Source organism: Pedococcus bigeumensis, assembly GCF_039531795.1.
GTDB lineage: Bacteria > Actinomycetota > Actinomycetes > Actinomycetales > Dermatophilaceae > Pedococcus > Pedococcus bigeumensis.
In genome coordinates, this window is the sequence record NZ_BAAAQS010000001.1 from 346026 (window position 1) to 369776 (window position 23751).

General features: G+C 71.2%; 23 protein-coding genes. 17 read left to right on the forward strand and 6 right to left on the reverse strand.

Going from position 1 to position 23751, the window contains the following annotated elements:
* Positions 1 to 56 precede the first annotated feature (56 nt).
* The 6 genes from typA to ABD262_RS01755 all read left to right on the forward strand — a co-directional run bounded on the left by typA (position 57) and on the right by ABD262_RS01755 (position 8524).
* Complete coding sequence (gene typA / locus ABD262_RS01730; RefSeq protein WP_344130198.1) at positions 57 to 1940, forward strand: translational GTPase TypA; 1884 nt, start codon at positions 57 to 59, stop codon at positions 1938 to 1940.
* A 54-nt stretch (positions 1941 to 1994) separates the two neighbouring features.
* On the forward strand, positions 1995 to 3689 hold the full coding sequence (locus ABD262_RS01735) for an ABC transporter substrate-binding protein (protein WP_344130201.1): 1695 nt from the start codon (positions 1995 to 1997) through the stop codon (positions 3687 to 3689).
* Between the two features lie 4 nt (positions 3690 to 3693).
* A complete protein-coding gene (gene mshB / locus ABD262_RS01740) occupies positions 3694 to 4596 on the forward strand; it encodes an N-acetyl-1-D-myo-inositol-2-amino-2-deoxy-alpha-D-glucopyranoside deacetylase (RefSeq protein ID WP_344130204.1) in 903 nt (300 codons plus the stop codon).
* Positions 4593 to 5147: a flavin reductase family protein gene (locus ABD262_RS01745; RefSeq protein WP_344130207.1), complete on the forward strand. Its 555-nt coding sequence runs from the start codon at positions 4593 to 4595 to the stop codon at positions 5145 to 5147. Before mshB ends, ABD262_RS01745 begins: the two co-directional genes overlap by 4 nt.
* Positions 5148 to 5160: 13 nt before the next feature.
* Positions 5161 to 6840, forward strand: coding sequence for a VanW family protein (locus ABD262_RS01750; RefSeq protein WP_344130210.1), 1680 nt, complete (start codon positions 5161 to 5163; stop codon positions 6838 to 6840).
* Between the two features lie 487 nt (positions 6841 to 7327).
* Positions 7328 to 8524, forward strand: coding sequence for a hypothetical protein (locus ABD262_RS01755; protein ID WP_344130213.1), 1197 nt, complete (start codon positions 7328 to 7330; stop codon positions 8522 to 8524).
* Positions 8525 to 8562: 38 nt separating this feature from the next.
* Here ABD262_RS01755 and ABD262_RS01760 read toward each other — a convergent pair whose 3' ends face one another.
* Together ABD262_RS01760 and ABD262_RS01765 are read right to left on the reverse strand one after the other, a co-directional pair.
* Positions 8563 to 8976 (reverse strand): VOC family protein, encoded by a 414-nt coding sequence (locus tag ABD262_RS01760; RefSeq protein ID WP_344130215.1) that lies wholly within the window; start codon positions 8974 to 8976, stop codon positions 8563 to 8565.
* Between the two features lie 93 nt (positions 8977 to 9069).
* Positions 9070 to 10104 (reverse strand): GNAT family N-acetyltransferase, encoded by a 1035-nt coding sequence (locus tag ABD262_RS01765; protein ID WP_344130218.1) that lies wholly within the window; start codon positions 10102 to 10104, stop codon positions 9070 to 9072.
* A 21-nt stretch (positions 10105 to 10125) separates the two neighbouring features.
* Between ABD262_RS01765 and fdxA the strand changes: the two genes are divergently transcribed.
* The 3 genes from fdxA to ABD262_RS01780 all read left to right on the forward strand — a co-directional run bounded on the left by fdxA (position 10126) and on the right by ABD262_RS01780 (position 13018).
* Positions 10126 to 10452 carry a ferredoxin gene (gene fdxA, locus ABD262_RS01770; protein ID WP_056924243.1) on the forward strand — a complete coding sequence of 109 codons (327 nt, stop codon included), beginning with the start codon at positions 10126 to 10128 and terminating at the stop codon, positions 10450 to 10452.
* The gene (gene dapC, locus ABD262_RS01775; RefSeq protein ID WP_344130224.1) at positions 10449 to 11612 is read left to right on the forward strand and encodes a succinyldiaminopimelate transaminase; all 1164 of its coding nucleotides are present in this window, start codon (positions 10449 to 10451) and stop codon (positions 11610 to 11612) included. The genes fdxA and dapC overlap by 4 nt, the downstream gene beginning before the upstream one ends.
* 110 nt (positions 11613 to 11722) lie before the next feature.
* Complete coding sequence (locus ABD262_RS01780; RefSeq protein ID WP_344130227.1) at positions 11723 to 13018, forward strand: citrate synthase; 1296 nt, start codon at positions 11723 to 11725, stop codon at positions 13016 to 13018.
* Between the two features lie 87 nt (positions 13019 to 13105).
* Here the strand turns inward: ABD262_RS01780 and ABD262_RS01785 are convergent, their stop codons facing one another.
* The 3 genes from ABD262_RS01785 to dapD form a co-directional block, all read right to left on the reverse strand.
* Positions 13106 to 14005 (reverse strand): DUF559 domain-containing protein, encoded by a 900-nt coding sequence (locus ABD262_RS01785; protein ID WP_344130230.1) that lies wholly within the window; start codon positions 14003 to 14005, stop codon positions 13106 to 13108.
* A gap of 146 nt (positions 14006 to 14151) precedes the next feature.
* Positions 14152 to 15039, reverse strand: a complete 888-nt coding sequence (locus ABD262_RS01790; RefSeq protein ID WP_344130233.1) for a hypothetical protein — start codon at positions 15037 to 15039, stop codon at positions 14152 to 14154.
* Positions 15026 to 15958: a 2,3,4,5-tetrahydropyridine-2,6-dicarboxylate N-succinyltransferase gene (gene dapD, locus ABD262_RS01795; protein WP_344130236.1), complete on the reverse strand. Its 933-nt coding sequence runs from the start codon at positions 15956 to 15958 to the stop codon at positions 15026 to 15028. Before dapD ends, ABD262_RS01790 begins: the two co-directional genes overlap by 14 nt.
* Positions 15959 to 16092: 134 nt before the next feature.
* Here dapD and dapE point away from each other — a divergent pair, with 134 nt between their 5' ends.
* Positions 16093 to 17256, forward strand: coding sequence for a succinyl-diaminopimelate desuccinylase (gene dapE / locus ABD262_RS01800; RefSeq protein ID WP_344130239.1), 1164 nt, complete (start codon positions 16093 to 16095; stop codon positions 17254 to 17256).
* 34 nt (positions 17257 to 17290) lie between these two features.
* On the opposite strand, the gene ABD262_RS01805 is transcribed toward dapE, so the two are convergent.
* Positions 17291 to 18643, reverse strand: coding sequence for a serine hydrolase domain-containing protein (locus ABD262_RS01805; RefSeq protein ID WP_344130242.1), 1353 nt, complete (start codon positions 18641 to 18643; stop codon positions 17291 to 17293).
* Positions 18644 to 18706: 63 nt separating this feature from the next.
* Between ABD262_RS01805 and ABD262_RS01810 the strand changes: the two genes are divergently transcribed.
* The 7 genes from ABD262_RS01810 (at position 18707) to ABD262_RS01840 (ending at position 23748) form a co-directional block, all read left to right on the forward strand.
* The gene (locus tag ABD262_RS01810) at positions 18707 to 19504 is read left to right on the forward strand and encodes an LOG family protein (RefSeq protein ID WP_425564789.1); all 798 of its coding nucleotides are present in this window, start codon (positions 18707 to 18709) and stop codon (positions 19502 to 19504) included.
* A gap of 105 nt (positions 19505 to 19609) precedes the next feature.
* Positions 19610 to 19855: a hypothetical protein gene (locus ABD262_RS01815; RefSeq protein WP_344130245.1), complete on the forward strand. Its 246-nt coding sequence runs from the start codon at positions 19610 to 19612 to the stop codon at positions 19853 to 19855.
* A gap of 37 nt (positions 19856 to 19892) precedes the next feature.
* A complete protein-coding gene (locus ABD262_RS01820) occupies positions 19893 to 20225 on the forward strand; it encodes a DivIVA domain-containing protein (protein ID WP_344130248.1) in 333 nt (110 codons plus the stop codon).
* A gap of 4 nt (positions 20226 to 20229) precedes the next feature.
* The gene (locus ABD262_RS01825; protein ID WP_344130250.1) at positions 20230 to 20709 is read left to right on the forward strand and encodes an SRPBCC family protein; all 480 of its coding nucleotides are present in this window, start codon (positions 20230 to 20232) and stop codon (positions 20707 to 20709) included.
* Positions 20706 to 21287, forward strand: a complete 582-nt coding sequence (locus ABD262_RS01830) for a DNA-3-methyladenine glycosylase I (protein WP_344130254.1) — start codon at positions 20706 to 20708, stop codon at positions 21285 to 21287. The genes ABD262_RS01825 and ABD262_RS01830 overlap by 4 nt, the downstream gene beginning before the upstream one ends.
* Positions 21287 to 22477 (forward strand): hypothetical protein, encoded by a 1191-nt coding sequence (locus ABD262_RS01835; protein ID WP_344130257.1) that lies wholly within the window; start codon positions 21287 to 21289, stop codon positions 22475 to 22477. Before ABD262_RS01830 ends, ABD262_RS01835 begins: the two co-directional genes overlap by 1 nt.
* Complete coding sequence (locus ABD262_RS01840; RefSeq protein ID WP_344130260.1) at positions 22474 to 23748, forward strand: hypothetical protein; 1275 nt, start codon at positions 22474 to 22476, stop codon at positions 23746 to 23748. Before ABD262_RS01835 ends, ABD262_RS01840 begins: the two co-directional genes overlap by 4 nt.
* Positions 23749 to 23751: the final 3 nt, after the last annotated feature.

Genomic DNA, 23751 nt, shown 5'->3' on the forward strand with positions numbered 1-23751 from the left:
GTGCGTGCGTTCGCCCGTGGTCGAGGCGTGCTCGAAAGCCTGAGACAATGGTGCTCATGCCTATGAAGACCCGCGGTGACATCCGCAATGTCGCCATCGTTGCCCACGTCGACCACGGAAAGACCACCCTCGTCGACAAGATGCTCTGGCAGGCCGGTGCGTTCGGCGAGCACCAGCACGTCGACGAGCGGGCGATGGACTCCGGCGACCTGGAGCGCGAGAAGGGGATCACCATCCTCGCGAAGAACACCGCCATCCACTACGCCGGCAAGGCGGCCGCCGAGGCCGGCCTGCCCGACGGCGCGACGATCAACATCATCGACACCCCCGGCCACGCCGACTTCGGTGGCGAGGTCGAGCGCGGCCTGTCCATGGTGGACGGCGTCGTGCTCCTGGTGGACGCCTCCGAGGGCCCGCTGCCGCAGACCCGCTTCGTGCTCCGCAAGGCGCTCGCCGCGAAGATGCCGGTCGTCCTGTGCATCAACAAGGTCGACCGCCCCGACAGCCGCATCGCCGAGGTCGTCGACGAGGTCTACGAGCTCTTCATGGACCTCGACGCCGACGAGCACCAGATCGAGTTCCCGATCGTCTACGCCTCGGCCAAGAACGGTCGCGCGTCGATGAACCGCCCGGAGAACGGCGGCCTCCCGGACGCGGAAGACCTCGAGGCACTCTTCGAGACCATCCTGTCGACGATCCCCGCGCCGGTCTACGACGACGAGGCGCCGTTGCAGGCGCACGTCACGAACCTCGACGCCTCCAACTTCCTCGGCCGGCTGGCCCTGCTGCGCGTGCACAACGGCACCATCCGCAAGGGTCAGCACGTCGCCTGGTGCAAGGTCGACGGCACTGTCGAGCGGGTCAAGATCACCGAGCTCCTGATGACCGAGGCGCTCGAGCGCAAGCCCGCCGAGTCGGCCGGCCCCGGCGACATCATCGCCATCGCCGGCATCCCGGAGATCATGATCGGCGAGACCCTCGCGGACGCCGAGAACCCCATCCCGCTGCCCGTCATCACCGTCGACGAGCCGGCCATCTCCATGACGATCGGCACCAACACCAGCCCCATGGTGGGCCGGGTCCGTGGCTCGAAGGTCACCGCCCGCATGGTGAAGGACCGCCTCGACAAGGAGCTCATCGGCAACGTCTCGCTGCGCGTCCTCAACACCGAGCGCCCTGACGCCTGGGAGGTGCAGGGTCGTGGTGAGCTCGCGCTCGCGATCCTCGTCGAGCAGATGCGCCGCGAGGGTTACGAGCTGACCGTCGGCAAGCCGCAGGTGGTCACCCGTGAGGTCGACGGCAAGACGCACGAGCCGGTCGAGCGCCTCACGATCGACACCCCCGAGGAGTTCCTCGGCGCGATCACCCAGATCCTGGCCACCCGCAAGGGCCGGATGGAGCAGATGACCAACCACGGCACCGGCTGGGTCCGGATGGAGTTCCTCGTGCCGTCGCGCGGTCTCATCGGCTTCCGCACGCTCTTCCTCACCGAGACCCGCGGCACGGGCATCGCCCACCACGTGTTCGAGGACTACGAGCCGTGGTTCGGACCGATCACGACCCGCACCAGCGGCTCCCTCGTGTCCGACCGCACGGGTGTCGTGACCGCATACGCCATGGTGAACCTCCAGGAGCGCGGGACGCTGTTCGTCGACCCGACCACCGAGGTCTACGAGGGCATGATCATCGGTGAGAACTCCCGCGCCGACGACATGGACGTCAACATCACCAAGGAGAAGAAGCTCACCAACGTGCGCGCCTCCTCCTCGGACAACTTCGAGAAGATCGTGCCGCCGCGCAAGCTGAGCCTCGAGCAGTCGCTCGAGTTCTGCCGCGAGGACGAGTGCGTCGAGGTCACCCCCGAGGCCGTCCGCATCCGCAAGGTCGAGCTCGACCAGACCATCCGCGCCCGCAGCGCCGCCCGGGCGCGCAACGCCTGAGGCGTGCGGCCCTCGATGCAGGACCGCCGACCACGATGGACCTCGGTCCTCGCCGTGGGCGCAGCGACAGCTGCGCTCACGGTGTCGGCCTGCACCGGCCCGACCACCGACGGGTCGAGTGGGGCCGGGCCCGCGGGTCGGTTGACCGTGCTGTCGTTGGGACCGGTCGCCACCTGGGACCCGCAGCGGATCTCGAACCCGCAGGACATCGCGTTCGCAGGCCGGGTGTTCACCCGCACGCTCACGGCGTTCCCCGCGGGTGCGGATGCCGCCCAGCAGCGCACGGTCGAGGGTGACCTCGCGACCACCGCAGGCAGCGTGGACAGCTCGCTCAAGCGCTGGTCGTTCACGCTGCGTGACGGCGTGAGCTGGCAGGACGGTTCACCGGTCACCTGCGACGACGTGCGGTACGGCGTCTCGAGGTCCTTCGCCGCCCCGTTCGCGTCGGAAGGGCTCAACTACCCGCTGGCCTACCTCGACATCCCGCGCAAGGCCGACGGGTCGTCCCTGTACCCAGGACCGTTCGCCAAGGACGCCAAGGGCCAGGCGGCGTTCGACAAGGCGGTCTCGTGCGACGGGACGACGGTCACGTTCAGGCTCAGCACGCCGATGGCCGACTTCAACCAGGTCGTCGCACTGCCGGTCTTCGCACCGGTGAAGCAGTCCCAGGACAAGGCCGCGGACGGCACGTATGCCGTGTTCTCCAACGGTCCGTACCAGCTCCAGAATGCCTGGAACCCCAGTGCGGGAGGGACCTTCGAGCGAAATCCCCACTGGGACAAGGCTTCCGACCCGATCAGGCAGGCCAAGCCCACCTCGATCGACTACGTCGAGGGCACCGAGTCGCAGACCGCGGTGCAGCAGGTCATCAACGACACCGGTGTCCACCGTCGGGCGATCACGCTCGACTCGGCGCCGCCGGCCATGCAGCAGCACGTCCTGACGGACGCCGCCCTCAAGGCCCGGTCGGTGAACCCGTCCGCCCAGTTCGTCGACTACCTCGCGCCCAACGTCAGCAAGGGCGTCATGCGCAACCTCGAGGTCCGCCGGGCCCTGGCGCTGGCGACGAACCGCGAGGGTTACGTCAACGCCCTCGGTGGGGCGAGCGCGGCCACCGAGGCGTACTCGCTCATCGGCCCGGCCCTGCCCGGACACACCGACTCCGATCCGGTCGGCGCGGGACCGGCGGGCGACGCGGCCGCGGCCAGGGCTGCCCTGCAGGAGTCGGGTCTGACCCTGCCGGTGAAGATCCGCGTGGCCTACCGCTCGACGCCGACTGCCGACAAGGCGATGGCCGCCCTGGTCAACGGCTGGGAGTCGGCCGGGTTCACGGTCAGCCTGCAACCGGTCACCAAGGACTACTTCGCGGAGGTCTCCAAGCCGGCTCGCTCCGCGCAGACCGACGTCTTCTGGGCGAACTGGGCGCCCGCGTGGCCGTCCGCCTCGACCGTCATCCCGCCGTTGTTCGACAGTCGCCTCAACCTCTCCGACAGCGGCAACGGCCGCGACTTCGGCGGTTTCGCCGATCCCGCTGTCAACACCGAGATCACGCGCATCAGCGGGCTCTCCGACGCCACCGCCCGCGCCGACTCCTGGAGCCGGCTCGACGCCTCGCTGGCCGAGCGCGGGGTCTTCGTGGCGCTGGCGCAGCGCAAGGCGCTCTTCGTGGCGGGCAGCTCGGTGACGGGCCTGTCGGCCAACGCGGCGCTGGGCGGGTTCGTCGACCTCGCAGCCGTGGGTGTGGAATAGCGACGTGACCGCCCAGCCCGAGAGCCTGTTGTTCGTCCATGCCCATCCGGACGACGAGACACTGACGACGGGCCTCACCATGGCACGCTACGTGCGCGACGGGCACCACGTGCACCTGCTGACCTGCACCCTGGGGGAGGAGGGCGAGGTCATCCCTCCCGCACTGCAACACCTCGACGCGGCCCACGACGACGTCCTCGGGGCGTACCGGCTCGACGAGCTACGCGCGGCGATGGCGGTCCTCGGCGTGACCCACGAGGTGCTCGGTGCCGAGCCGGCCACGGGTGCCTTGTCGCGCTACCGCGACTCCGGCATGGCCGGAACGCCCAGCGCGGCCAACCCCGCCGCCTTCGTGAACGCCGACGTCGACGAGGCGGCGGCGCTCGTCGCCGACGTCGTGCGGCGGGTGCGACCGGCCGTCGTCGTGACCTACGACGAGCAGGGCGGTTACGGCCACCCCGACCACGTCCAGACCCACCGCGTCACCTGCGCGGCCGTCGCCTCGCTCCCCGCTGCCGAGCGACCCCCTCTGTATGCCGTCCTGGTGCCGCAGTCGTGGGCCCGTCAGGACCGCGAGTGGCTGGCCGCGCACCCTCCGACCGAGCACGGATGGCAGCTCCCCGACCCGGATGGCGAGTACCCGCCCTCCGTGGTCGCCGACGACCTGGTCACCCACGAGGTGGTCAGTACCGAGCTCGTGCCCGTGCAGGCCGCCGCCCTGCGCGAGCACGTCACCCAGGTCACCGTGGCCGCGTCCGGTGTCGTCTACGCGCTCTCGAACGACCTCGCCGCCCGCATCCCCGGCCGAGAGGGTTTCGCCCCCCTCGATCCCGGCACCGGACGGCTCGCGCCGTCCGAGGCGCGGGCGACCGGGCGGCATACGGACCTGCTTGGCGGGGACCGATGAGTCCCGCCGATGCCGCGCCCCCTCTGGGCTCCGACGACGTCCCCGGTGCGGTGGCGCCGACTGCCCCCGTCGACAGCGACCACTTCCGGCTGGCGATGGGCCGGTTCGCCACGGGCGTGACCGTGCTGACCACCTTCAGCGGTGGCCACGACCACGCCATGACGGCGAACGCGCTGACCTCGGTCTCGATCGACCCCTTGCTGGTGCTGGCCTGCGTGGAGGTCGACGCGCGGTTCCACGATGCGATCGTCGAGTCCGGCGTCTGGGGCGTCAGCGTGCTCGGCGCCGACCAGCGACCGGTCGCCCAGTGGCTCTCCACGCCCGGACGGCCGCTGCACGGGCAGCTGGACCGCATCGCGCACCACCGCGGCAGCGCCACCGGCGTCGCCCTCCTCGACGACGCCCTGGCCACGCTGGAGGTGCGCACCACGGCGGTACACCCGGCTGGTGACCACAGCATCGTCGTGGGCGAAGTAGTCTCGCACGCGAGCACAGAGCACCCCGCAGATGCGCTGGTGTACTACCGGAGCCGATACCAGGCCCTCAAGTGATGGGAGTCTGCCCGTGAAGGACAGCGGATCGGCTGCGCTGCGCTTCGGGGTCGCCGTGGCCGTGCTGCTGGCCGGCTATCTCGGGATGGCCTGGTTCCTCGGTCGACACATCCCCGCCAACTCCACCGTGGCGGGGGTGCCGGTGGGCGGCATGGCACCGAAGTCGGCAGAAGACACCCTGCGCCGCGCGCTGGCCTCGCGCGAGGGTGCCAAGATCACGCTCCAGGCGGGCGACAAGACGTTCCAGCTCGACCCCCGGACGGCCGGTCTCGCCATCGACTACGCGGGCACCGTCGACGGTCTCTCGGGGTTCAGCCTCCACCCCGCCGACGTCTGGAACAACCTGTCCGGCGGGTCCGCGGAGAGGCTCGAGACGAGCGTCGACCGCGACAAGCTGCGTGCCGCGCTCCGTGCCGTCGAGGCCACCCTCGACACCGAGGTCGTCCAGGGATCGGTGACGTTCCCGGCCGGCAAGGTCAAGGTCGTGCAGCCCGTGGAGGGTTCCACCCTGTCGGTGGAGAAGACCGCCGACGAGGTGGCCGCCCGGTGGCCGAGCACGACGCCGGTCACGCCGCAGGTCGACCGGGTCGCCCCCGCGGTCAGCGCGCAGGAGGTGGACCGGGCGGTGGCCGAGTTCGCCGCTCCCGCGGTGTCGGCGCCGGTCACCGTCAAGGTCGGCGCGAAGTCCTTCGCCGTGGCGCCTGCGGCGTTCGCGCCGGCCCTGGCGATGAAGCCCGACTCGGCCGGCAACCTCGCTCCATCGATCGACAACGCCAAACTCGTTGCGGCAGTGCGGAAGTCGGCCGCGGCTGCCGGGCTCGAGGCCAAGCCTCGTGACGCCAAGATCACCTTCAAGGGGACCACGCCGGTGGTGGTGCCGTCCGCCGCCGGAGCCACGCTCGACGAGAAGTCGATCGTGTCGGCGTTCGTCCCCGCCCTGACCTCCTCCACGCGGACCGCGACCGTCACGACCGCCGTGGTGCAGCCGAAGCTGACCACCGCCGAGGCCGAGAAGATCAAGCCGCGCGAGGTCGTCTCCACCTTCACCACGTACTTCCCCTACAACCCGCCGCGCACAGAGAACATCACCATCGCGGCCCGCACCCTCAACGGCACCTACGTCGGTCCGGGCGAGCAGTTCAGCCTCAACAAGGTGCTCGGCCAGCGCACCGCCGCCAAGGGCTACAACCCCGCACCGGTGATCAACAACGGTCGCCTCACGACCGACTACGGCGGCGGCATCTCGCAGCTGTCGACCACGACCTTCAACGCCGCGTTCTTCTCGGGGGTGCGGATCGACGAGTACCTCGCGCACAGCTTCTACATCTCGAGGTACCCCGAGGGGCGCGAGGCGACCATCTCCTGGCCTGACGTCGACCAGAAGTGGACCAACGACACGGGCTACGGGATCCTCATCCAGGCCTTCGTCTCCAACGGCTCGGTCACCGTGACGTTCCACGGCACCAAGGTGTGGGACATCGACAGCGTCAAGAGCCCGCGCCGCAACGTCGTCCAGCCGAGGACCATCGTGGACGACCGGCCCGGGTGCGTGACACAGAGTCCGAGCACCGGCTTCGACGTCACCGTCACCCGGGTCTTCAAGAAGGCCGGCAAGACCATCCGGACGTCCAGCTTCACCACGCACTACATCCCCGAGGACAAGGTCACCTGCACCCATCCGAACGCCAACTGACCCCACCCGGGGCCAGCGCTCGCTGACGAGGGGTCCGCGGGTGGTGGGGGGAGCCAGATCTCGTCCTCGGGGTGGCGGCCTTCCGACGGCAGGGGTCCGTCGGTGGGGTCCTGCGGCGACGACGCTGGTCACGCGGTTGCCCCTCGGCCGCGATCGGCGGCGATCCGCCACTCCACGGGGCCGCCAAGTGTCCGGGATGTCCTTATTTAACGTGCAATCGGCGCCTCGTGGATTTCGTCGGCTCCGGGTCTTTGGCTAGTCTCCTGCCTCGTCGATCCGCGTGTGGACATCCGCACCGCTGGGCCGGTGTCCGGAGCCTTCCTGCAGGGAGGTGGCCGTCGGAAGAGCGTCCTGGAAGGACGCCACCGTCTTGGGTGACCAGTCCTGCCCCCTGGCATGACTGGTGCTGGTCGATGCCCGCCGGCCAGTCCCCCCGGTGGGCCATCCCCGCAAGCCAGTGCCCTCCCCCCGGGGCCGAAGGAGACCAATGCCCACCCCCCGCAGAACCATCCTCAAGCGCCTCGGCGCAGCAGCAGTCGTCACGACGGGGGCCGCCGTCGTGAACGGCACGACATCCGCATCGGCGGCCACCGCCTCGGGTGAGGACGACATCCTCCTCGACTCGTTCACCGGCACCGACGACCAGAAGCTGACCGCAGCGCTCGACCTCGCGCGGACCTCGAGCCCGCGTCGACCGATCCGCCTCTCCCCCCGCAGCCACACCTTCAGCCAGACCCGCACGACCTTCTCGGGGCTGCGCATCCTCGGCCCCAACGTCGGGTGGCAGAACCCCGAGATCGCCAACACGGCCGGCGCGCTCCCGCAGTGCAACGTGACGCTCAACTGCGGCAACGGCGCCAAGTCGTGGCTGGTCGGCACCTCGACCACCTACAACGTCATGGTCGCGGGCATCACCTTCAAGTCCTCGAACGGCGTCTCGCAGTTCTACCACCACCCCTACAGCGCCGGGACGTCCTACGCCACCACGCTGGACACGCTGTCGTTCTTCGGTTTCAAGCACGTCCTGGGCACCCCGGCCGACCCCTTCTCGATGACGCTGGTCACCACCAAGGGTTCCTGGACCTGTGTCGGCGTGCAGGACACGCAGTTCTCGCTGCGTGGGTCCGACAACTTCCTCTGGGTCGCCGGCGACCTCAACTACGGGTGGCAGGGCGCCAACCAGGGTCGTTACCTGATGCGCTTCAGCAACCTGTCGAAGACCGCCGTGAAGCACCTCTACCTCACCGCCCGCGGCGGCTCCCGGGCCGTCCTCGTCGAGGCGACCACCCAGGGCGGCCTCGACTTCACCGACTGCGTCATCGAGGGCCAGAACGCCAACGACCAGGCCATGGGCGCGCTGATCGTGACGAAGGGCCAGGCGTCCTTCACCAACATCAAGCTCAACTTCGCCATGGCCCGGCCGACGGACTTCACCGACCAGAAGGACACCGGCTACATCATGGTGCTCGGCGGCACGGCGCTCATCAACAACGTCTGGGTCAACAAGGCGAACCTGCCGGGCACGTCGACCCAGGTCTCCGAGTCGATCCCGGTCGTCGACGTCCGTGGCGGCACGGCCTACGTCGGCACCGTCATCGGCTGTGGTGCCGGTTGGGCGGCCAAGCCGCTCGCCCGGGCCGCCGGCGGGACCCTCGTCGCGGACCAGTCGCTCCGCACCAGCTAGCAGCCAGCAGCCAGCCTGGACGTCCCGACCCCTGCGACCTACCTCACGAGGTGGGCGTAGGGGTCCGGGCGTTCGGACTCACTGCGCAGCACGCAGAACTCGTTGCCCTCGGGGTCGGCCAGCGTCGCCCAGCCCGTGCCGGGCCCGTGCTGGTCGCGCAGGTCCTGGACGAGCGCGGCACCAGCGGCCAACAGCCGCTCGACCTCCTCGTTCATGGTGCCGTCGGTCGGCCACAGGTCGAAGTGCACGCGGTTCTTGACCGTCTTGCCCTCCGGGACCTCGATGAAGAGCACCCGCTGTCGGCCGTCGGGCGAGAAGATCATGCACTCCTGGTGACCCGGGAGGTTGGGGTCGCGGGGGTCCTCGGAGAAGCCCAGGACCTGACCCCACCAGACCGACTGGTCGTGGGCGTTGCGTGAGTCGATGCTGGTGTGCGAGATGCGTGACGTCATGGGCGTCACTCTGGCCGTCGCGGCCACCCGCGCGCCAGCCGATTTCGCCCACCCGCACCCGGGTGGTGAGGAGCCCGGCGAGTCGTGGTCCCCTCAGTCCTGGGTGAGGTACGCGTACGACGAGTGCACGTCGAAGCCGAGCCGCCGGTACAGGCGGATCGCGGTGTGGTTGTCGTGCTCCACCTGGAGGTGGATCAGCCCGATGCCCTCCTGGCGCAGGTGCGCCGCGAGACTGGCGGTGAGGTGCGCGGCCAGCCCCCGCCCCCGGTATGCCGGGTCGGTCCAGACCGCGCCGAGCCCGGCCCAGCCCGCGCCGATCCCCAGTCGTGCCAACGCGATCGGCGTGGTGCCTGCGGCATCCGCAGCGCGCAGGCCGAGCTGCTGCGACAGACCACCTCCCGGGGTGATGCTCGCGAACACCACGCGGGGGCTGTCGCGCAGGACTGCCTCCGTGGCGCCCGGGACCGTCGCACGGGTGTGGCGGTAGGCCCCCAGCCACTGGGGTGTCAGCTCGCCGGCGAGGGTCACGGCCGGGCCGCCGGGATCGGCTGCGGCGATGGTCTCCCGCGCGGCCGTGAGGTTCAGGGTGCGGCTGCCGACCGTGTAGCCGCGGCCCAGCAGGAGCGCACCCAGCGGGTCGTCGGCGGGGTCGAAACCCTCGGGCCCCGCGAGCGCGAACTTGGCCGGCAGGCCGCGCGCGGCATACCAGTCCTCGACGTCGGCGACGGCGTCGGCGAGCGGCTTGCCGGGGCTGCCGACGGGCACCACGGAGTTGCCCCGCTGGGTGTAGCCGGACGAGGCGCGCAGCGCCCAGTCGCCGAGGGTCCCGCGCTCGACCGCGCCCCAGGCCGGCGTCATCACCCTCTGGAGGTCCTCGATGGTGAGGGCGAGGTGGGCTGCGCCGCGTCGGGACGGCTTCGGCGGCACCTCCTTGGCCGCCGTCACCCGCGCCTGCTCGATCGTCACGACACCGCGGGACGTCTCGACCTGCACGGTCTCGGCGTCGCGCCCGACCAGCGTGCCGACGGCGTCGGTGAGGGTCGCGCCGGTGGCCGGGTCAGGCGCCTCCAGCCGCCACCTGACCACGACTCGGGACCCGAGGGGGAGGTTGCTGACGTCGGCCGACATGAGCCGCATAGTATGTGCGACATGACGTACGTGATCGCCCAGCCTTGTGTGGACCTCAAGGACAAGGCCTGCATCGAGGAATGTCCGGTCGACTGCATCTACGAAGGCGAGCGGTCCCTCTACATCCACCCGGACGAGTGCGTCGACTGCGGCGCCTGCGAGCCGGTGTGCCCGGTCGAGGCGATCTACTACGAGGACGACACCCCCGAGCAGTGGGCCGACTACTACAAGGCGAACGTCGAGTTCTTCGACGACCTCGGGAGCCCGGGCGGTGCGGCCAAGCTCGGCCTGATCCCCAAGGACCACCCGCTGATCGCCGACCTGCCGCCGCAGGTCCACGACGAGTGACGAGCCCGCGGGCACTGCCTGACTTTCCCTGGGACTCGCTCGCTCCGTACAAGGAGCGGGCGAGTCTGTTTGCTGGTGGGACGGGCGCTGGTGGGACGGGCGCTGCCGGGGGGATCGTTGACCTGTCGGTCGGCACCCCGGTCGACCCGACCCCCGAGGTCGTGCAGGAGGCACTGCGCGCTGCCGCCGACGCGCCGGGCTACCCGCAGACCTACGGCACACCCCAGCTCCGCGAGGCGGTGGCGGCATGGTTCGCCCGCCGACGGGGGGTCCCTGACCTCGACCCCGACGGGGTGCTGCCAACCATCGGCTCGAAGGAGCTGGTCGCGTGGCTGCCGACCCTGCTGGGTCTGGGGGAGGGCGACATCGTCGGGTTCCCGGGCGTGGCCTACCCGACCTACGACGTGGGCGCCCGCCTCGCCGGCGCCCGGCCGCAGGTGGTCGACGGCCTCGCCGCGCTGGGCCCCCTGACCGCCGCCACGACACCGAAGCTGTTGTGGCTCAACAGCCCGAGCAACCCGACCGGTCGTGTGCTGGGCGTCGACCACCTCGCCAAGGTGGTCGACTGGGCTCGCCACCACGGAGTCGTGGTGGCCAGCGACGAGTGCTACGCCGAGCTCGACTGGCGGGAGGGCGCCGGCGACAACGCCGCGCCCACGACCCCGAGCATCCTCGACCCGCGGGTCTGTGGCGGCAGCCGCGACGGCCTGCTCGCCGTCTACTCGCTCAGCAAGCAGTCCAACCTCGCCGGCTACCGAGCGGCCTTCGTCGCCGGCGACGTGTCGCTCGTGCGACGGCTGCTCGAGGTCCGCAAGCACGCCGGGATGATCGTGCCGTGGCCGGTGCAGCAGGCCCTCACGGTCGCGCTCGGCGACGATGTCCACGTGGCCGAGCAGAAGGCCAGGTATGCCGCCCGCCGCGCCACACTGCGTGCTGCCGTGGAGCGCTTCGGACTGCGCGTCGACCACTCCGACGCGGGCCTCTACCTCTGGGCGACCCGGGGTGAGGACTGCTGGGCGACGGTCGACGCGATGGCCGCCCGCGGCATACTCGTGGCGCCAGGCAGCTTCTATGGCGAAGCCGGTCGCGAGCACGTGCGCATCGCCCTCACGGCCACCGACGAGCGCATCGGCGCGGCGGCCGAGCGTCTCGCAGGCTAGTCGGGTCGATTCCCTGAGGCCCCCCGTGGTGGGGTAGCGTCGCAGTGCGCGGGAAGCGCCCGGTGGCACACGGATCTGGGCGCCCGCATCACGTGGAGGATGGATTTCGCATGACTGACGCAACTGCTGGCGCCACCCTGACGGCCGGGGGCAAGACCCTCGAGCTCCCCCTGGTCAAGGCGGCCGAGGGCAACGACGGCTACGACGTCTCGAAGCTCCTGAAGGAGACGGGCAACGTCACGCTCGACAGCGGGTTCGTGAACACCGCGTCGTGCAGCAGCGCCATCACCTACATCGACGGCGACGAGGGGATCCTGCGCTACCGCGGCTACCCGATCGAGCAGCTCGCCGAGAAGTCGAGCTTCAGCGAGGTCTCCTACCTCCTCATCTACGGCGAGCTGCCGACCCAGGCCCAGCTCGAGGACTTCGACCAGAAGATCCGGCGCCACACCCTGCTGCACGAGGACCTCAAGGCCTTCTTCGGCGGCTTCCCCCGGGACGCCCACCCGATGCCGGTGCTGTCGTCCGCGGTGTCCGCGCTGTCGACCTTCTACCAGGACAGCCTCGACCCGTTCGACAAGGAGCAGGTGGAGATCTCCACGGTCCGCCTGCTGGCCAAGCTCCCGACCATCGCGGCCTACGCCTACAAGAAGTCGGTCGGCCAGCCGTTCCTCTACCCCGACAACTCCCTGTCGGTGCCGGAGAACTTCCTGCGCATGACGTTCGGCTTCCCGGCCGAGCCCTACGACATGGACGAGGACATGGTCAAGGCCCTCGACCTGCTCCTCATCCTGCACGCGGACCACGAGCAGAACTGCTCGACCTCGACGGTGCGGCTGGTGGGCTCGTCCAATGCCAACCTGTTCGCGTCGGTCTCGGCCGGCATCAACGCGCTGTTCGGGCCGCTGCACGGTGGCGCCAACCAGGCGGTCCTGGAGATGCTCAACACCATCCACCAGGACGGCGGCGACGTCGACACCTTCGTGAAGAAGGTCAAGAACAAGGAGGACGGGGTCAAGCTGATGGGCTTCGGCCACCGGGTCTACAAGAACTACGACCCGCGCGCCGCCATCATCAAGAAGACGGCCGACAAGATCCTCACCAAGGACGGTGTCTCCGACCCGCTGCTCGACATCGCGCTCCAGCTCGAGCAGCGCGCCCTCGAGGACGACTACTTCGTGGAGCGCAAGCTCTACCCGAACGTCGACTTCTACACCGGCCTGATCTACAAGTCGATGGGCTTCCCCGAGCGGATGTTCACGGTGCTCTTCGCGCTCGGCCGGCTGCCCGGCTGGATCGCACAGTGGCGCGAGATGATCGAGGACCCGCAGACCAAGATCGGCCGTCCGCGCCAGATCTACACCGGCGCCACCGAGCGCGCCTACGTCGAGATGACCGGCCGCTGACGGTCGGCTGACGGTCCGCCGTTCCGCGCAGCGTCCAGTGAGCGCCAACCCACTCTCCGGCTCGCCTGAGAGTGGGTTGGCGCTCACTCACGTGACGAGTCCCCGCAGCATCGCGACCAGGGTTCTCAGTCGGCTCGCGTCGAACAGGTCGAGGCTGGTGACGCGGACGACGCGCAGGCCGTCCTCCTCGAGCAGGCGCACCCGGGCGATGTCGTTCTGCCACTGGCGTCGGTCCGTCCGGTGTTGGTCTCCCTCGTACTCGACCACGACGCGGGCCTCGCGCCAGAGGAAGTCGACCCGCGCGAGGAAGTGGCCGTCCGTTCCGTGGACGGTCGCGTTCAGCTCGGGCTCGGGCAGTCCTGCCTCGAGGAACGCCAGTCGCGCTCGCGTCTCCATCGGCGACCCGCTCCCCGACCGCAGCAGCTCCGCTGCGGCCCGCAGCTTTCGGGCCCCACGACGAGACCCGCCTCGACGACCGATGGCGACCAGGCGCTCCAAAAGGGCCGGGTCTCGAGTCGCGAACGCGTCCCCCGCGATGACGAGGTCGACCACCGAGAGCGGGGGCAGGCTCGCCAGATCAGCCCACGTCCACGCCGCGGTCGTCGTCGGGTGTCCGCGCAGCGTCAGGGTCTCGCGCCGCTCGAGGCCCCGGTGCCCGACCAGGCCGGGGCGCCTGACCTGGGCGCACTCGGTGGGGCGCAGCACGTGCAGGGGCTCGGCACGGGTCCACTCAGAGGGAAGTGGGAGCCGGAAGAGACGTGCCGCCGTGAGGTGCGACCACGCCCAGGGCGGGGGGAGGGCCAGGGCCACGTCGGCGGCGAGCTGGTCGAGCGTCGTGGCCTCGCGGTGCGACCGCACGCCCCACGTCGGCCGGGCCAGGTCGCCCGCACGGAGCCGGTGCTCCGGGACGGCGGCCTCGACCGCCTGCGCGACCGTGAACGATCCGCGCCCGAGCGATGGCGGCAGTGGACGACGAGGTAGTGGCACCGTCCGAGGATCGCGTTGTGTGTGGAGAGGGGGCCGACTTTCTCCACAGGTGTCACGTGAGTGAGCGCCAACCCACTCTCCGGCTCGTCCTGAGAGTGGGTTGGCGCTCACTCACATGGCCAGGGTTGGTCGCATCGGCGGCGGGCTCAGGGGGCGAAGGTGACGGTCACGGTGGTGGCCCCGCGACGCTTCTTCGCGTCGTGCCACTCCCAGCCGGAGGAGTCGCGGGTCCGGGTCCACTCGCGCGAGCCGACCTGCACCGCCGTGGCGCCGTGCACCGAGGCCTTCGCCACGGCATACGCACCGGCGCTCCAGGCGGCCCGCTCGGAGCCGGCCTTGACGGTCAGGCTGCGACCGGTGACCGTGGCCTTGACGCCCAGCTCCTTCGCGAGCGCGGACTTCAGGGCCGCGGGGTCGCCGGAGGTGGCGTCGTCGAGCCGGCAGCCCATGCCCTCGGGGGAGTGGCCGCTCAGGGTCGAGGCGAGCAGCCGACCCTCCGTCTCGTGGTCGGCGTAGGCCTCGGGGTAGGCGCTCTTCTGCACCTTCTGCGCGATCTCGGTGATCCGCATGTCCTCGTAGCCGTCGATCTTGACCAGCGCGTCGTAGAACTTGTTGCTGGCGTAGACCGGGTCGAGGATCTGCGCGACGGTGCCCCACCCCTGGCTGGGTCGCTGCTGGAACAGCCCGACGGAGTCGCGGTCGCCGTACTTCAGGTTGCGGAGCTTGGACTCCTGGATGGCGGTCGCGATCGCGATCGTGGCCGCCCGGGCGGGCAGCCCCCGCTTCTCGGCGACCGCCTCGATGGTGGCCGCGTATGCCGTCTGGCTGGGGTCGAAGTCGACGCTCGCGCCCGCGGCGGTCGCCTGACAGCGCGGGCCGCCGAAGTTGGTGATGAGACCACGCGCGCCGACCACCCCGGCGACCGCGAGACCCGCGACGAACAGCAGGAGCACGAGCCGGGTGACGAGCTTGCGGGTGCGCGAAGGGTGGCGCTGCTCCGCGAGGACGACGCCACCGCGCCTAGTCGTTGGCATGCAGGGCCGAGTTCAGGACGATCCCGTGGCCGTCGCGCGCGCGCGCCTCGACGGTGCCGGTGACCGAGTTGCGCAGGAACAGCAGGTTGGACTGGCCCGAGAGCTCGCGGGCCTTGACGACCCGGCCGTCGGTGAGCGTCACCTTGGTGCCGGCGGTGAGGTAGAGGCCGGCCTCGACCACGCAGTCGTCACCGAGCGCGATCCCCAGACCCGACTCCGCGCCGAGCAGGCAACGCTCGCCGATGCTCACCCGGTCGGTGCCGCCACCGGAGAGGGTGCCCATGGTGGACGCGCCACCGCCGATGTCGGAACCGTCGCCGACCACGACGCCCTGGCTGATCCGGCCCTCGACCATGGAGTGCCCGAGCGTGCCGGCGTTGAAGTTGACGAAGCCCTCGTGCATGACGGTCGTGCCGGGGGCGAGGTGCGCCCCGAGGCGGACGCGGTCGGCGTCACCGATCCGGACCCCGGCCGGCACGACGTAGTCGGTCATCCGCGGGAACTTGTCGACGCCGAGCACCTGCACCGGACCGCGCGCCTGCAGCCCGGCCCGGGTCAGCTCGAACCCGTCGACGGCGCACGGCCCCTGGGTGGTCCAGACCACGTTGACCAGCACGCCGAAGAGGCCCTCGAGGTTGATCGTGTTGGGGGCGACGAGCGTGTGGGAGAGCAGGTGGAGCCGCAGGTAGGCGTCAGCGGGGTCGGCGGGCGCGGCGTCGAGGTCGATCTCGGTGGTGACCACCTCGCGGCGGACCTTGCGGACGTCGTCCTTGGTGACCAGCGCGTCCAGCTCGGCCGGCGCCACGGCATCCGCCGGCCGGTCGCCGAGCGCGGGCTGCGGGTACCAGGTGTCGAGAACCGCGCCGCTGTCGTGGATGGTCGCGAGTCCGTGGCCCCAGGCGGTGCGTGCGCTGCTCATGGGGGCAAGCCTACGAGACTCGGTCGGGTGCCCGGGACCAGTCCGGGAGCCGGTCTCCAGCCGGCCTCGAGCCGGCCTCGAGCCGGTCCCGGGCCGGGTCGGCGGCACTCGGCCCGGCGGATATGGTGGCGAGCATGGCGACCTCCACCAGCCCCACCAGTCCCACGAGCTCCGCGACCTCCGCGACCTCCGCGACGTCCGCGACCTCCGCGACCTCCGAGGCTCGGGCGACTCCCGCCCTCGACCTGTCCGCCGACATCGTCACGCTCACCGCTGCCCTGTGCGACATCGAGTCGGTGAGCCTCGACGAGGCCGCTGTGTGCGACGCCATCGAGGCGGCCCTGGCCCCTCTCGACCACCTGGCCGTGACGCGGATCGGCAACACCCTGGTCGCCCGCACCGAGCTCGGCCGCGACGAGCGCGTCGTCCTCGCCGGTCACATCGACACGGTCCCGCTCACCAAGGAGCCTGCCAACCTCCCCACCCGGCGCGACGGCGACGACCTCGTGGGCCGCGGCACCGTCGACATGAAGGGTGGTGTGGCGGTCCAGCTGAAGGCGGCGCTGGTGGCCGAGCCGAGCCGCGACCTCACCTTCGTGTTCTACGAGGGCGAGGAGATCGACAGCCAGCACAACGGTCTGCTGCACGTGCAGCAGCAGCGCCCCGAGCTGATCGAGGACGCCGACTTCGCGGTGCTCCTTGAGCCGACGGCCAGCCAGGTCGAGGGTGGCTGCAAGGGCACCCTGCGGGTCGACGTGACGGTCAAGGGCATCGCCGCCCACTCGGCGCGCCCGTGGAACGGCCGCAACGCCATCCACGACGCCACCGCGGTGCTGACCCGGTTGACCGCCTACGAGACGTCGACCGTGACCGTCGACGGGCTCGACTACCACGAGGCCATGAACGCCACCGGCATCCGCGGCGGCATCGCCGGCAACGTCATCCCCGACGAGTGCGTCATCACGGTCAACTACCGCTACGCCCCCGACAAGTCCGCCGACGAGGCCCTGGTCCACGTGCAGGACCTGTTCGAGGGCTACGACGTGGTCTGCCTGGACAACGCACCCGGTGCCCGACCCGGACTCGACCTCCCGGCCGCGAAGGCCTTCGTCGACGCGCTCGCCGTGCCCGTCATCGCCAAGGAGGGGTGGACCGACGTGGCGCGGTTCTCCGAGATGGGCATCGCGGCGGTCAACTTCGGACCCGGCGACCCCAACCTGGCCCACCACGACGACGAGCGCGTGCCGGTGGGACAGCTCCAGTCGGCCGAGGCCGCGCTGCTGCGGTGGCTGGCCTGACCGCTCGCCGCGTCGGCGGTCCGGTCGAGCAGGCTCAGCCCTCCAGTGGCTCGCCGAAGCCAAGGGGCGCCCGGCTGACGAGGTAGGTCGCCCAGTTGAGCTTCACCACGGTGCCGTCGGGGGCGTAGGTGACCCGCAGCTTCTCGCCGCGCTCGCGGCCCGACACCGTGCGGAACGTCGTGTCGTCGAGCCGCTCGAACACGGACGGTGCCCGGTCGGCCGGCGCCGCGTCAGCGCGTGCCTCGAGCCGCCCCTCGCGCACCGAGAAGGTGTAGCCGGACCCCTCGGAGAACCACCGGCCCAGCAGGGGCACCAGGTCGTCGGGCACCGACGTGCCGGGTCGCCACGGCTCGGCCTCGGCCGGGTCGTGCTCGAGGACGTGCTCGCCCAGGGCGATCGCGAACGCCGCCGGGTCGGGGGCGGAGGAGCTGTTCATCAGCACGATCCCGCCAGTGCCACTCTCGCGGTGGGTGAACACCCCGGTCACCTGGCCGGGCATGCCGCCGGTGTGCCCGACCCACGTCCGCTGGCCGGGCGAGCGCATCAGGAAGAAGCCCAGTCCCATCGCACCGCCCCAGCCCTCGGGGTCGACCATGAGCTGCGGTTGGCACATCTCCTCGAGGGTGTCGGGCGAAAGGATGGCCGCGTCGGGGTCGGCCACGAAGCCCGACCACTTCGCCAGGTCGGTGACGGTGCTGGCCAGGGCGCCGCACGGTCCCATCGCCCGCAGGTCGACCACCGGCTCGACGCGGGGCACGTCGTGGAACGGCTGCACGTGGTAGCCGGTCGCGCGCGGGCCGTCGTCGAAGCCGACGGTGGTCCGCGTCATGCCGAGTGGCTCGAGGATCCGGGCGCGCAGCGACTCCTCCCACGGGCGCCCGTCGAGGCGCTCCACGAGCTGTCCCAGCACGGCATACACGACGTTGGAGTAGTGCCAGTGCTCGTGTGGCCGGCCGACGCGCTCGATCGAGCTGAAGTCGCTCACCAGGGTGGCCGCGTCGGGCTGGACCAGGGTCTCCCAGACGTCGCCCAGCGGTTCGCGGGCGAGGCCGGTCGCGTGGGAGAGGGCCTGTCGCACCGTCACCCGGTGCCGCACCTCGGGCAGGTGCTGGTCGAGGGTGTCGTCGAGGTCGAGCCGGCCCTCGTCACGCAGCGCCATCACCAGCACGGCCGTGAAGGTCTTGGTGTTGGACGCGACGAGGAACTGGTCGTCGGGACCGGGCACGCGGGGTGCGGTCACGTCGACGGTCCCGACCCCGTCGGACCACACCGGGGCCCCGTGGCGCACGACCGCCGCGGCCAGACCCGGCACGCGGCCGGTGCGCTGCCGGTCGATGGCGATGTCACGCAGTCGTCGGACGGTGGTGTCCTGCAAGGTGGTGTCCACGTCCTCGACCCTAGCGACCGTGGTCCGCGCCGGCGGGCCGTGCGGCTCGCGTAGGTTGGCCCCGTGACCGACGAGACGCAGACCCAGGACACGCAGACCGCAGGCGCGACAGAGCGCGAGTACGACTACCACACCGGACCCGTGACGCTGCGGGGATCGCGCGTCCCGGCGTCGACGACCGACCAACGGCTGCTCGACAGCCGGGGGCCCAGTGACTGGCTGCACACCGACCCGTGGCGCGTCATGCGGATCCAGAGCGAGTTCGTGGAGGGCTTCGGCGCCCTCGCGGAGCTCGGCCCCGCAGTGAGCGTCTTCGGGTCGGCGCGCACCAAGCCCGGCACCCCGTTCTACGAGATGGCCACCCAGGTGGGGCGTCGCCTCGTGGAGCACGGGTATGCCGTCATCACCGGTGGGGGGCCCGGCGCCATGGAGGCGGCCAACAAGGGAGCCCTCGGCGCCGGGGGTGCGTCGGTCGGGCTCGGCATCGAGCTGCCGTTCGAGCAGGGGCTCAACGACCACGTGAACCTCGGTGTGAACTTCCGCTACTTCTTCGCCCGCAAGACGATGTTCGTGAAGTACGCCCAGGGGTTCATCGTCCTGCCCGGTGGGTTCGGCACCCTCGACGAGCTGTTCGAGGCGGTCACGCTCGTGCAGACGCAGAAGGTCACCTCGTTCCCGATCGTGCTGATGGGCACCGAGTACTGGGGTGGGCTCTTCGACTGGCTGCGGGGCACCGTGCTCGAGGCCGGCACGATCAACGCGAAGGACATCGAGCTGCTGCACCTCACCGACGACGTGGACGAGGCGGTCCGGCTGGTGACCGAGGCCGACGACCGGGTCGCGCCGAAGCGCCCCGAGTAGGCCCACCCCGGGGTCGTGTGCCCGAGCCGGTGACGTCGCCCTGCCGCAGGCCCACGGGCGATCGGGGGATGGACGGAACTGCCCGGCTCAGCGGATGATGGGTCCGTGACCATCTCGCCGCTGCCGCGTCATGGTGACGTCATCGTCGGTCGGGACGTCACTGGTCGCACCCTGCGCATCTCGGGTCACCCCGAGTCCGGACGGGTGGTCCTGTCGATCTGGCAGGACACCGTGTGCCGGGCCACCCTGCGGCTCGCCCCCGAGGACGTCCCCCAGTTCGTCGAGATGCTGACCCGCAGCGCGATCAGCCGCGGTGACGACGACGTCCGCGACCTCGGTACGGCGGGCTGACTAGGTCGTCGTCGGCAACTCGTGCGACGATCGGCCCGTGATCTGGGTCTTCTTCATCGCCATCGGCGTGCTCCTCATCGGGGGCTTCGCCGCCCTCGTGGTGGGGCGGGTCGGCTACGACCCCCTGTCCGAGGCCACCACGACCCAGGCCGACCCCGTGCTGTCCGAGGAGCTCGGTGCCGGCGAGGTCGCGGCGGTCCGCTTCGACACCGCCCTGCGTGGCTACCGAATGGACCAGGTCGACGCCGTGCTCGACCGGCTCCAGGCCAGGATCGCCGAGCTCGAGGCCGGGGACCAGCACGTCGAGGCCGAGGACCAGCACCTCGGGGCCGGGGACCAGCACCTCGGGGCCGGGGACCAGCACCGCTGACCCCATGGCCGACTTCCACCTCACCCGCCTGAGCGCCGCGCCCCCCGCGACGGTGTGGGACGTCGTGACCGACTTCGCGGCCTACGGTGACTGGATGCCGTTGACCCGCATGCGGCTCGACACCGGGGAGCCCCGGCTGGGCTGGGGTTTCGCGGGGTTCAGCGGGCTGGGGCCGGTCGGGTTCTCCGACTCGATGCTCGTGTCCGCGTGGGCGCCTCCGGGTGACGACGGGCGCGGCACCTTCCGCATCGTGAAGACGGGGCGGCTGCTGGGCGGCTGGGCCGAGGTGCGGGTCGAGCCCGAGGGCACCGGCACCCGGCTGGACTGGCAGGAGGGCGTCGTGGTGCGGCCGCTGCCGTTCAAGCGGCTGTTCGGGCCACTGCTGACCCGTGCCAGCGAGTGGCTCTACGGGCGCGCGGTCGACGCGATGATCGCGCGCGCCGAGCAGCGGGCGCGGTCCGCGGGTCCGGAGGGCGGGCGGTGAATGGGCTCGTCGTCGGCGAGGACGGAGTCCCGCGGTGCGCCTGGGCGGGCTCCACGCCCGACTACCTCGCCTACCACGACACCGAGTGGGGCGTGCCCGTCCACGGTGAGCGGGCGCTCTACGAGCGGCTGACCCTCGAGGCCTTCCAGTCGGGCCTGGCGTGGATCACCATCCTGCGCAAGCGCGAGGGCTTCCGGGCGGCCTTCGCGGGGTTCGACCCCGAGGTGGTGGCGCGCTTCGACGACGAGGACCGGGCCCGGCTGATGGCCGACACCGGCATCGTCCGCAACCGGCTCAAGATCGACGCCGCGATCAGGAACGCCGCGGCGGTGCTCGCCCTGCGCGAGGCGGGCGGGCTCGACGAGCTCGTCTGGTCGCACGCGCCCGCGCACCACGTCCCGCCGCAGACGACGGCCGACTTCCGGGCCACCTCGGCGGAGTCGGCCGCGCTGGCCAAGGCCCTGAAGAAGGCCGGCTTCGTCTTCGTCGGCCCCACGACGATGTATGCGGCGATGCAGGCCTGTGGGCTCGTGGACGACCACCTGGCGGGCTGCCACCGGGCGGGCGGAGCCCGATGATGCGCACCCTCGCTGTGAGGGTGGCGCTGGTCTACCTCGCACTGCGGGCCGTGTCCGCCGTGCTGCTCGTGCTGGCCAGCCGCGACCAGGTCGTCATGCCCGACTGGACCGGCCCGACGGTCGAGCCCCTCGACATGACCGTGCTCTGGGACGGCAGCTGGTACCGCTCCATCGCCCAGCACGGCTACCCGCACGTGCTGCCCGTGGACCCCGGCAACGGCCGGGTCTCGCAGAACGCCTGGGCGTTCTACCCGCTGTACCCCCTGCTGGCCCGGCTGCTGATGTCGCTGACGGGGCTGGGCTTCCCGGTCGTCGCGTCGACCACCTCGCTCCTGTGCGGGTTGGGCGCCGCCCTGATCATGGGTCGGCTCCTGGCCGAGCGGGTCGGTCCCCGGGTCGCGCTCGCGACGGTCGCGGTGTGGGGGGCCTTCCCGGCGGCGGTCTCGCTGCAGATCGCCTACACCGAGGCGATCGCCATGCTCGTGCTCTGTGCCCTGCTCTGGGCGCTGGTGCGCCGCAACTGGGTCATGACGGGGGTCCTGGCCCTCGTGCTGGGCGTGACCCGACCGATCGCCGTCCCCGTCGCGGTCGTCGTCGCGCTCGTGCTCGTCCTGCGGTGGCGCCGTCGCGCGGTCGACCCGATGGCACCCGGCGAGTACGCCGCAGGCGCGTTCGCCCTCGCCGCCTCGGCCCTCGGTGCCGTGGCGTGGCCGCTGATCGCCTGGCAGGTGACCGGGGTGCGCAGTGCCTACACCGAGACGATGGCGGCCTGGCGGGTCGGCAACGTCATCACCCCGTTCAAGCCCTGGCTGGGCATGTCCCAGTGGACCTTCCGCGACTTCGAGGGCGGCGACGTCTACGGCCCCGTCGCGCTGGCCGCCCTCGGCACGACCATCGTCGTGCTGACCTGCGGACCGTGGGCGACCCGGCTGGGCACCGAGCTGCGCGCCTGGTGCCTGGCCTACCCGGCCTACCTCGCCGTCGTCCTCGACCCCTTCACGAGCATCTTCCGCTACGCCATCCCGCTCTTCCCGCTGATCGCCGTGATCCTCGGTGGGGCGTGGGTCGAGCGGCGGGCCCGGTGGCTGTGGGTGAAGGTCAGCGTCCTCGTCGCGCTCGGCGTCGTCGGACAGGCCCTGTGGATCTGGAAGCTGCTCGTCTACGTCCCGCCCTCGGACTACCCGCCGTGACCGTCACCGGGCTGCGCGCCGTGGTGACCTCCCAGGGGCGCAGCGCAGTGGGCCGGTGGGCGCTGCGACGCCCCGTCGTCTTCCTGCTCCTCGTGTATGCCGTGACCCGGGTCATCGCGCTGGTCGCCATGTGGGTGGCCGCGACGTGGTTCCAGACGCCTGCGGGGGTCGGCCACCTCGACCCGACGGTGGCCGACATCCTCGGCAACTGGGACAGCATCTGGTACCGGCGGGTCGCGACGCAGGGCTACCCCGTCCCCTTGCCGGCGGACCCCGACACCGGGCTGCTGACCTACAGCGCGTGGGCGTTCTACCCCGCCTTCCCCATGCTGGTGCGCGTGCTGATGCTCACCGGCCTCTCGTTCGAGGTGGCCGGCGTCGGACTCAACCTCGTGCTGGGTGCCGTCTGCACGCTCCTGGTCTGGCGCTGCTTCAACTTCGCGCTGCACGCCTCACCCCAGCCGGCCCGGGAACGCCTCGCCTTGGTGACTGGGGCGCTCTGGTGCCTCTACCCGGCGACGGGCATCCTCGTGATGCCCTACACCGAGGCGCTGGCCGGCGTGCTCATCGCAGGGTCCCTGCTCCTGCTGATGCAGCGGCGGTACGCCTGGGTCGTGGTGCTGGTGCTCGCCCTGGGCTTCACCCGGGCGGCGGCGCCGGGCATCGCCTGCGCGGCCATCGCCCACCTCGTGCTCCGGTGGCGCGACGACCGGGCGGTCGGCGTGACTCCGCTGGGCGGCCAGCGGGTGACCGCGGCGCTCATGCTGGTCGCGACGGGCATCTCGTCCATCGCGTGGCCGGTCGTGGTCGGCATCACCAGCGGCCTGCCCAGGGCGTTCTTCGACGTGCAGGCCGCGTGGGGCCAGAAGCCCGAGTCGGGCCCGTTCGTGCTCTGGCTGGCGTGGGCGTGGGACGCGCACGGCCTCGTCGGGGTGGCCATCCTGGTGGGGCTCGTCGCGACCTACATCGCGCTCATCCTCGGTCGGCACGGACGCTGGCTGGCGGTCGAGCTGCGGGTCTGGGCGCTGGCCTACCCGCTGTACCTGCTCGCGGTGGTGCGCCCGATCACGAGCATGTGGCGCTTCCTGCTGCTCGACTTCCCGCTCGCAGCCGTGGTGGCCTCGGTGGCGATGCGGACCTCCACGGGCGCCAAGGTCGTGGCGCACTGGCGCCGCCGGGTCGGTGTCGTCGCGCTGGCGCTCCTCGTGGGCCTCTTCTGGTTCACCTGCACGCTGCTCACCTACACCCCCTGGGCCTCCGCCCCGCCGTGAGGG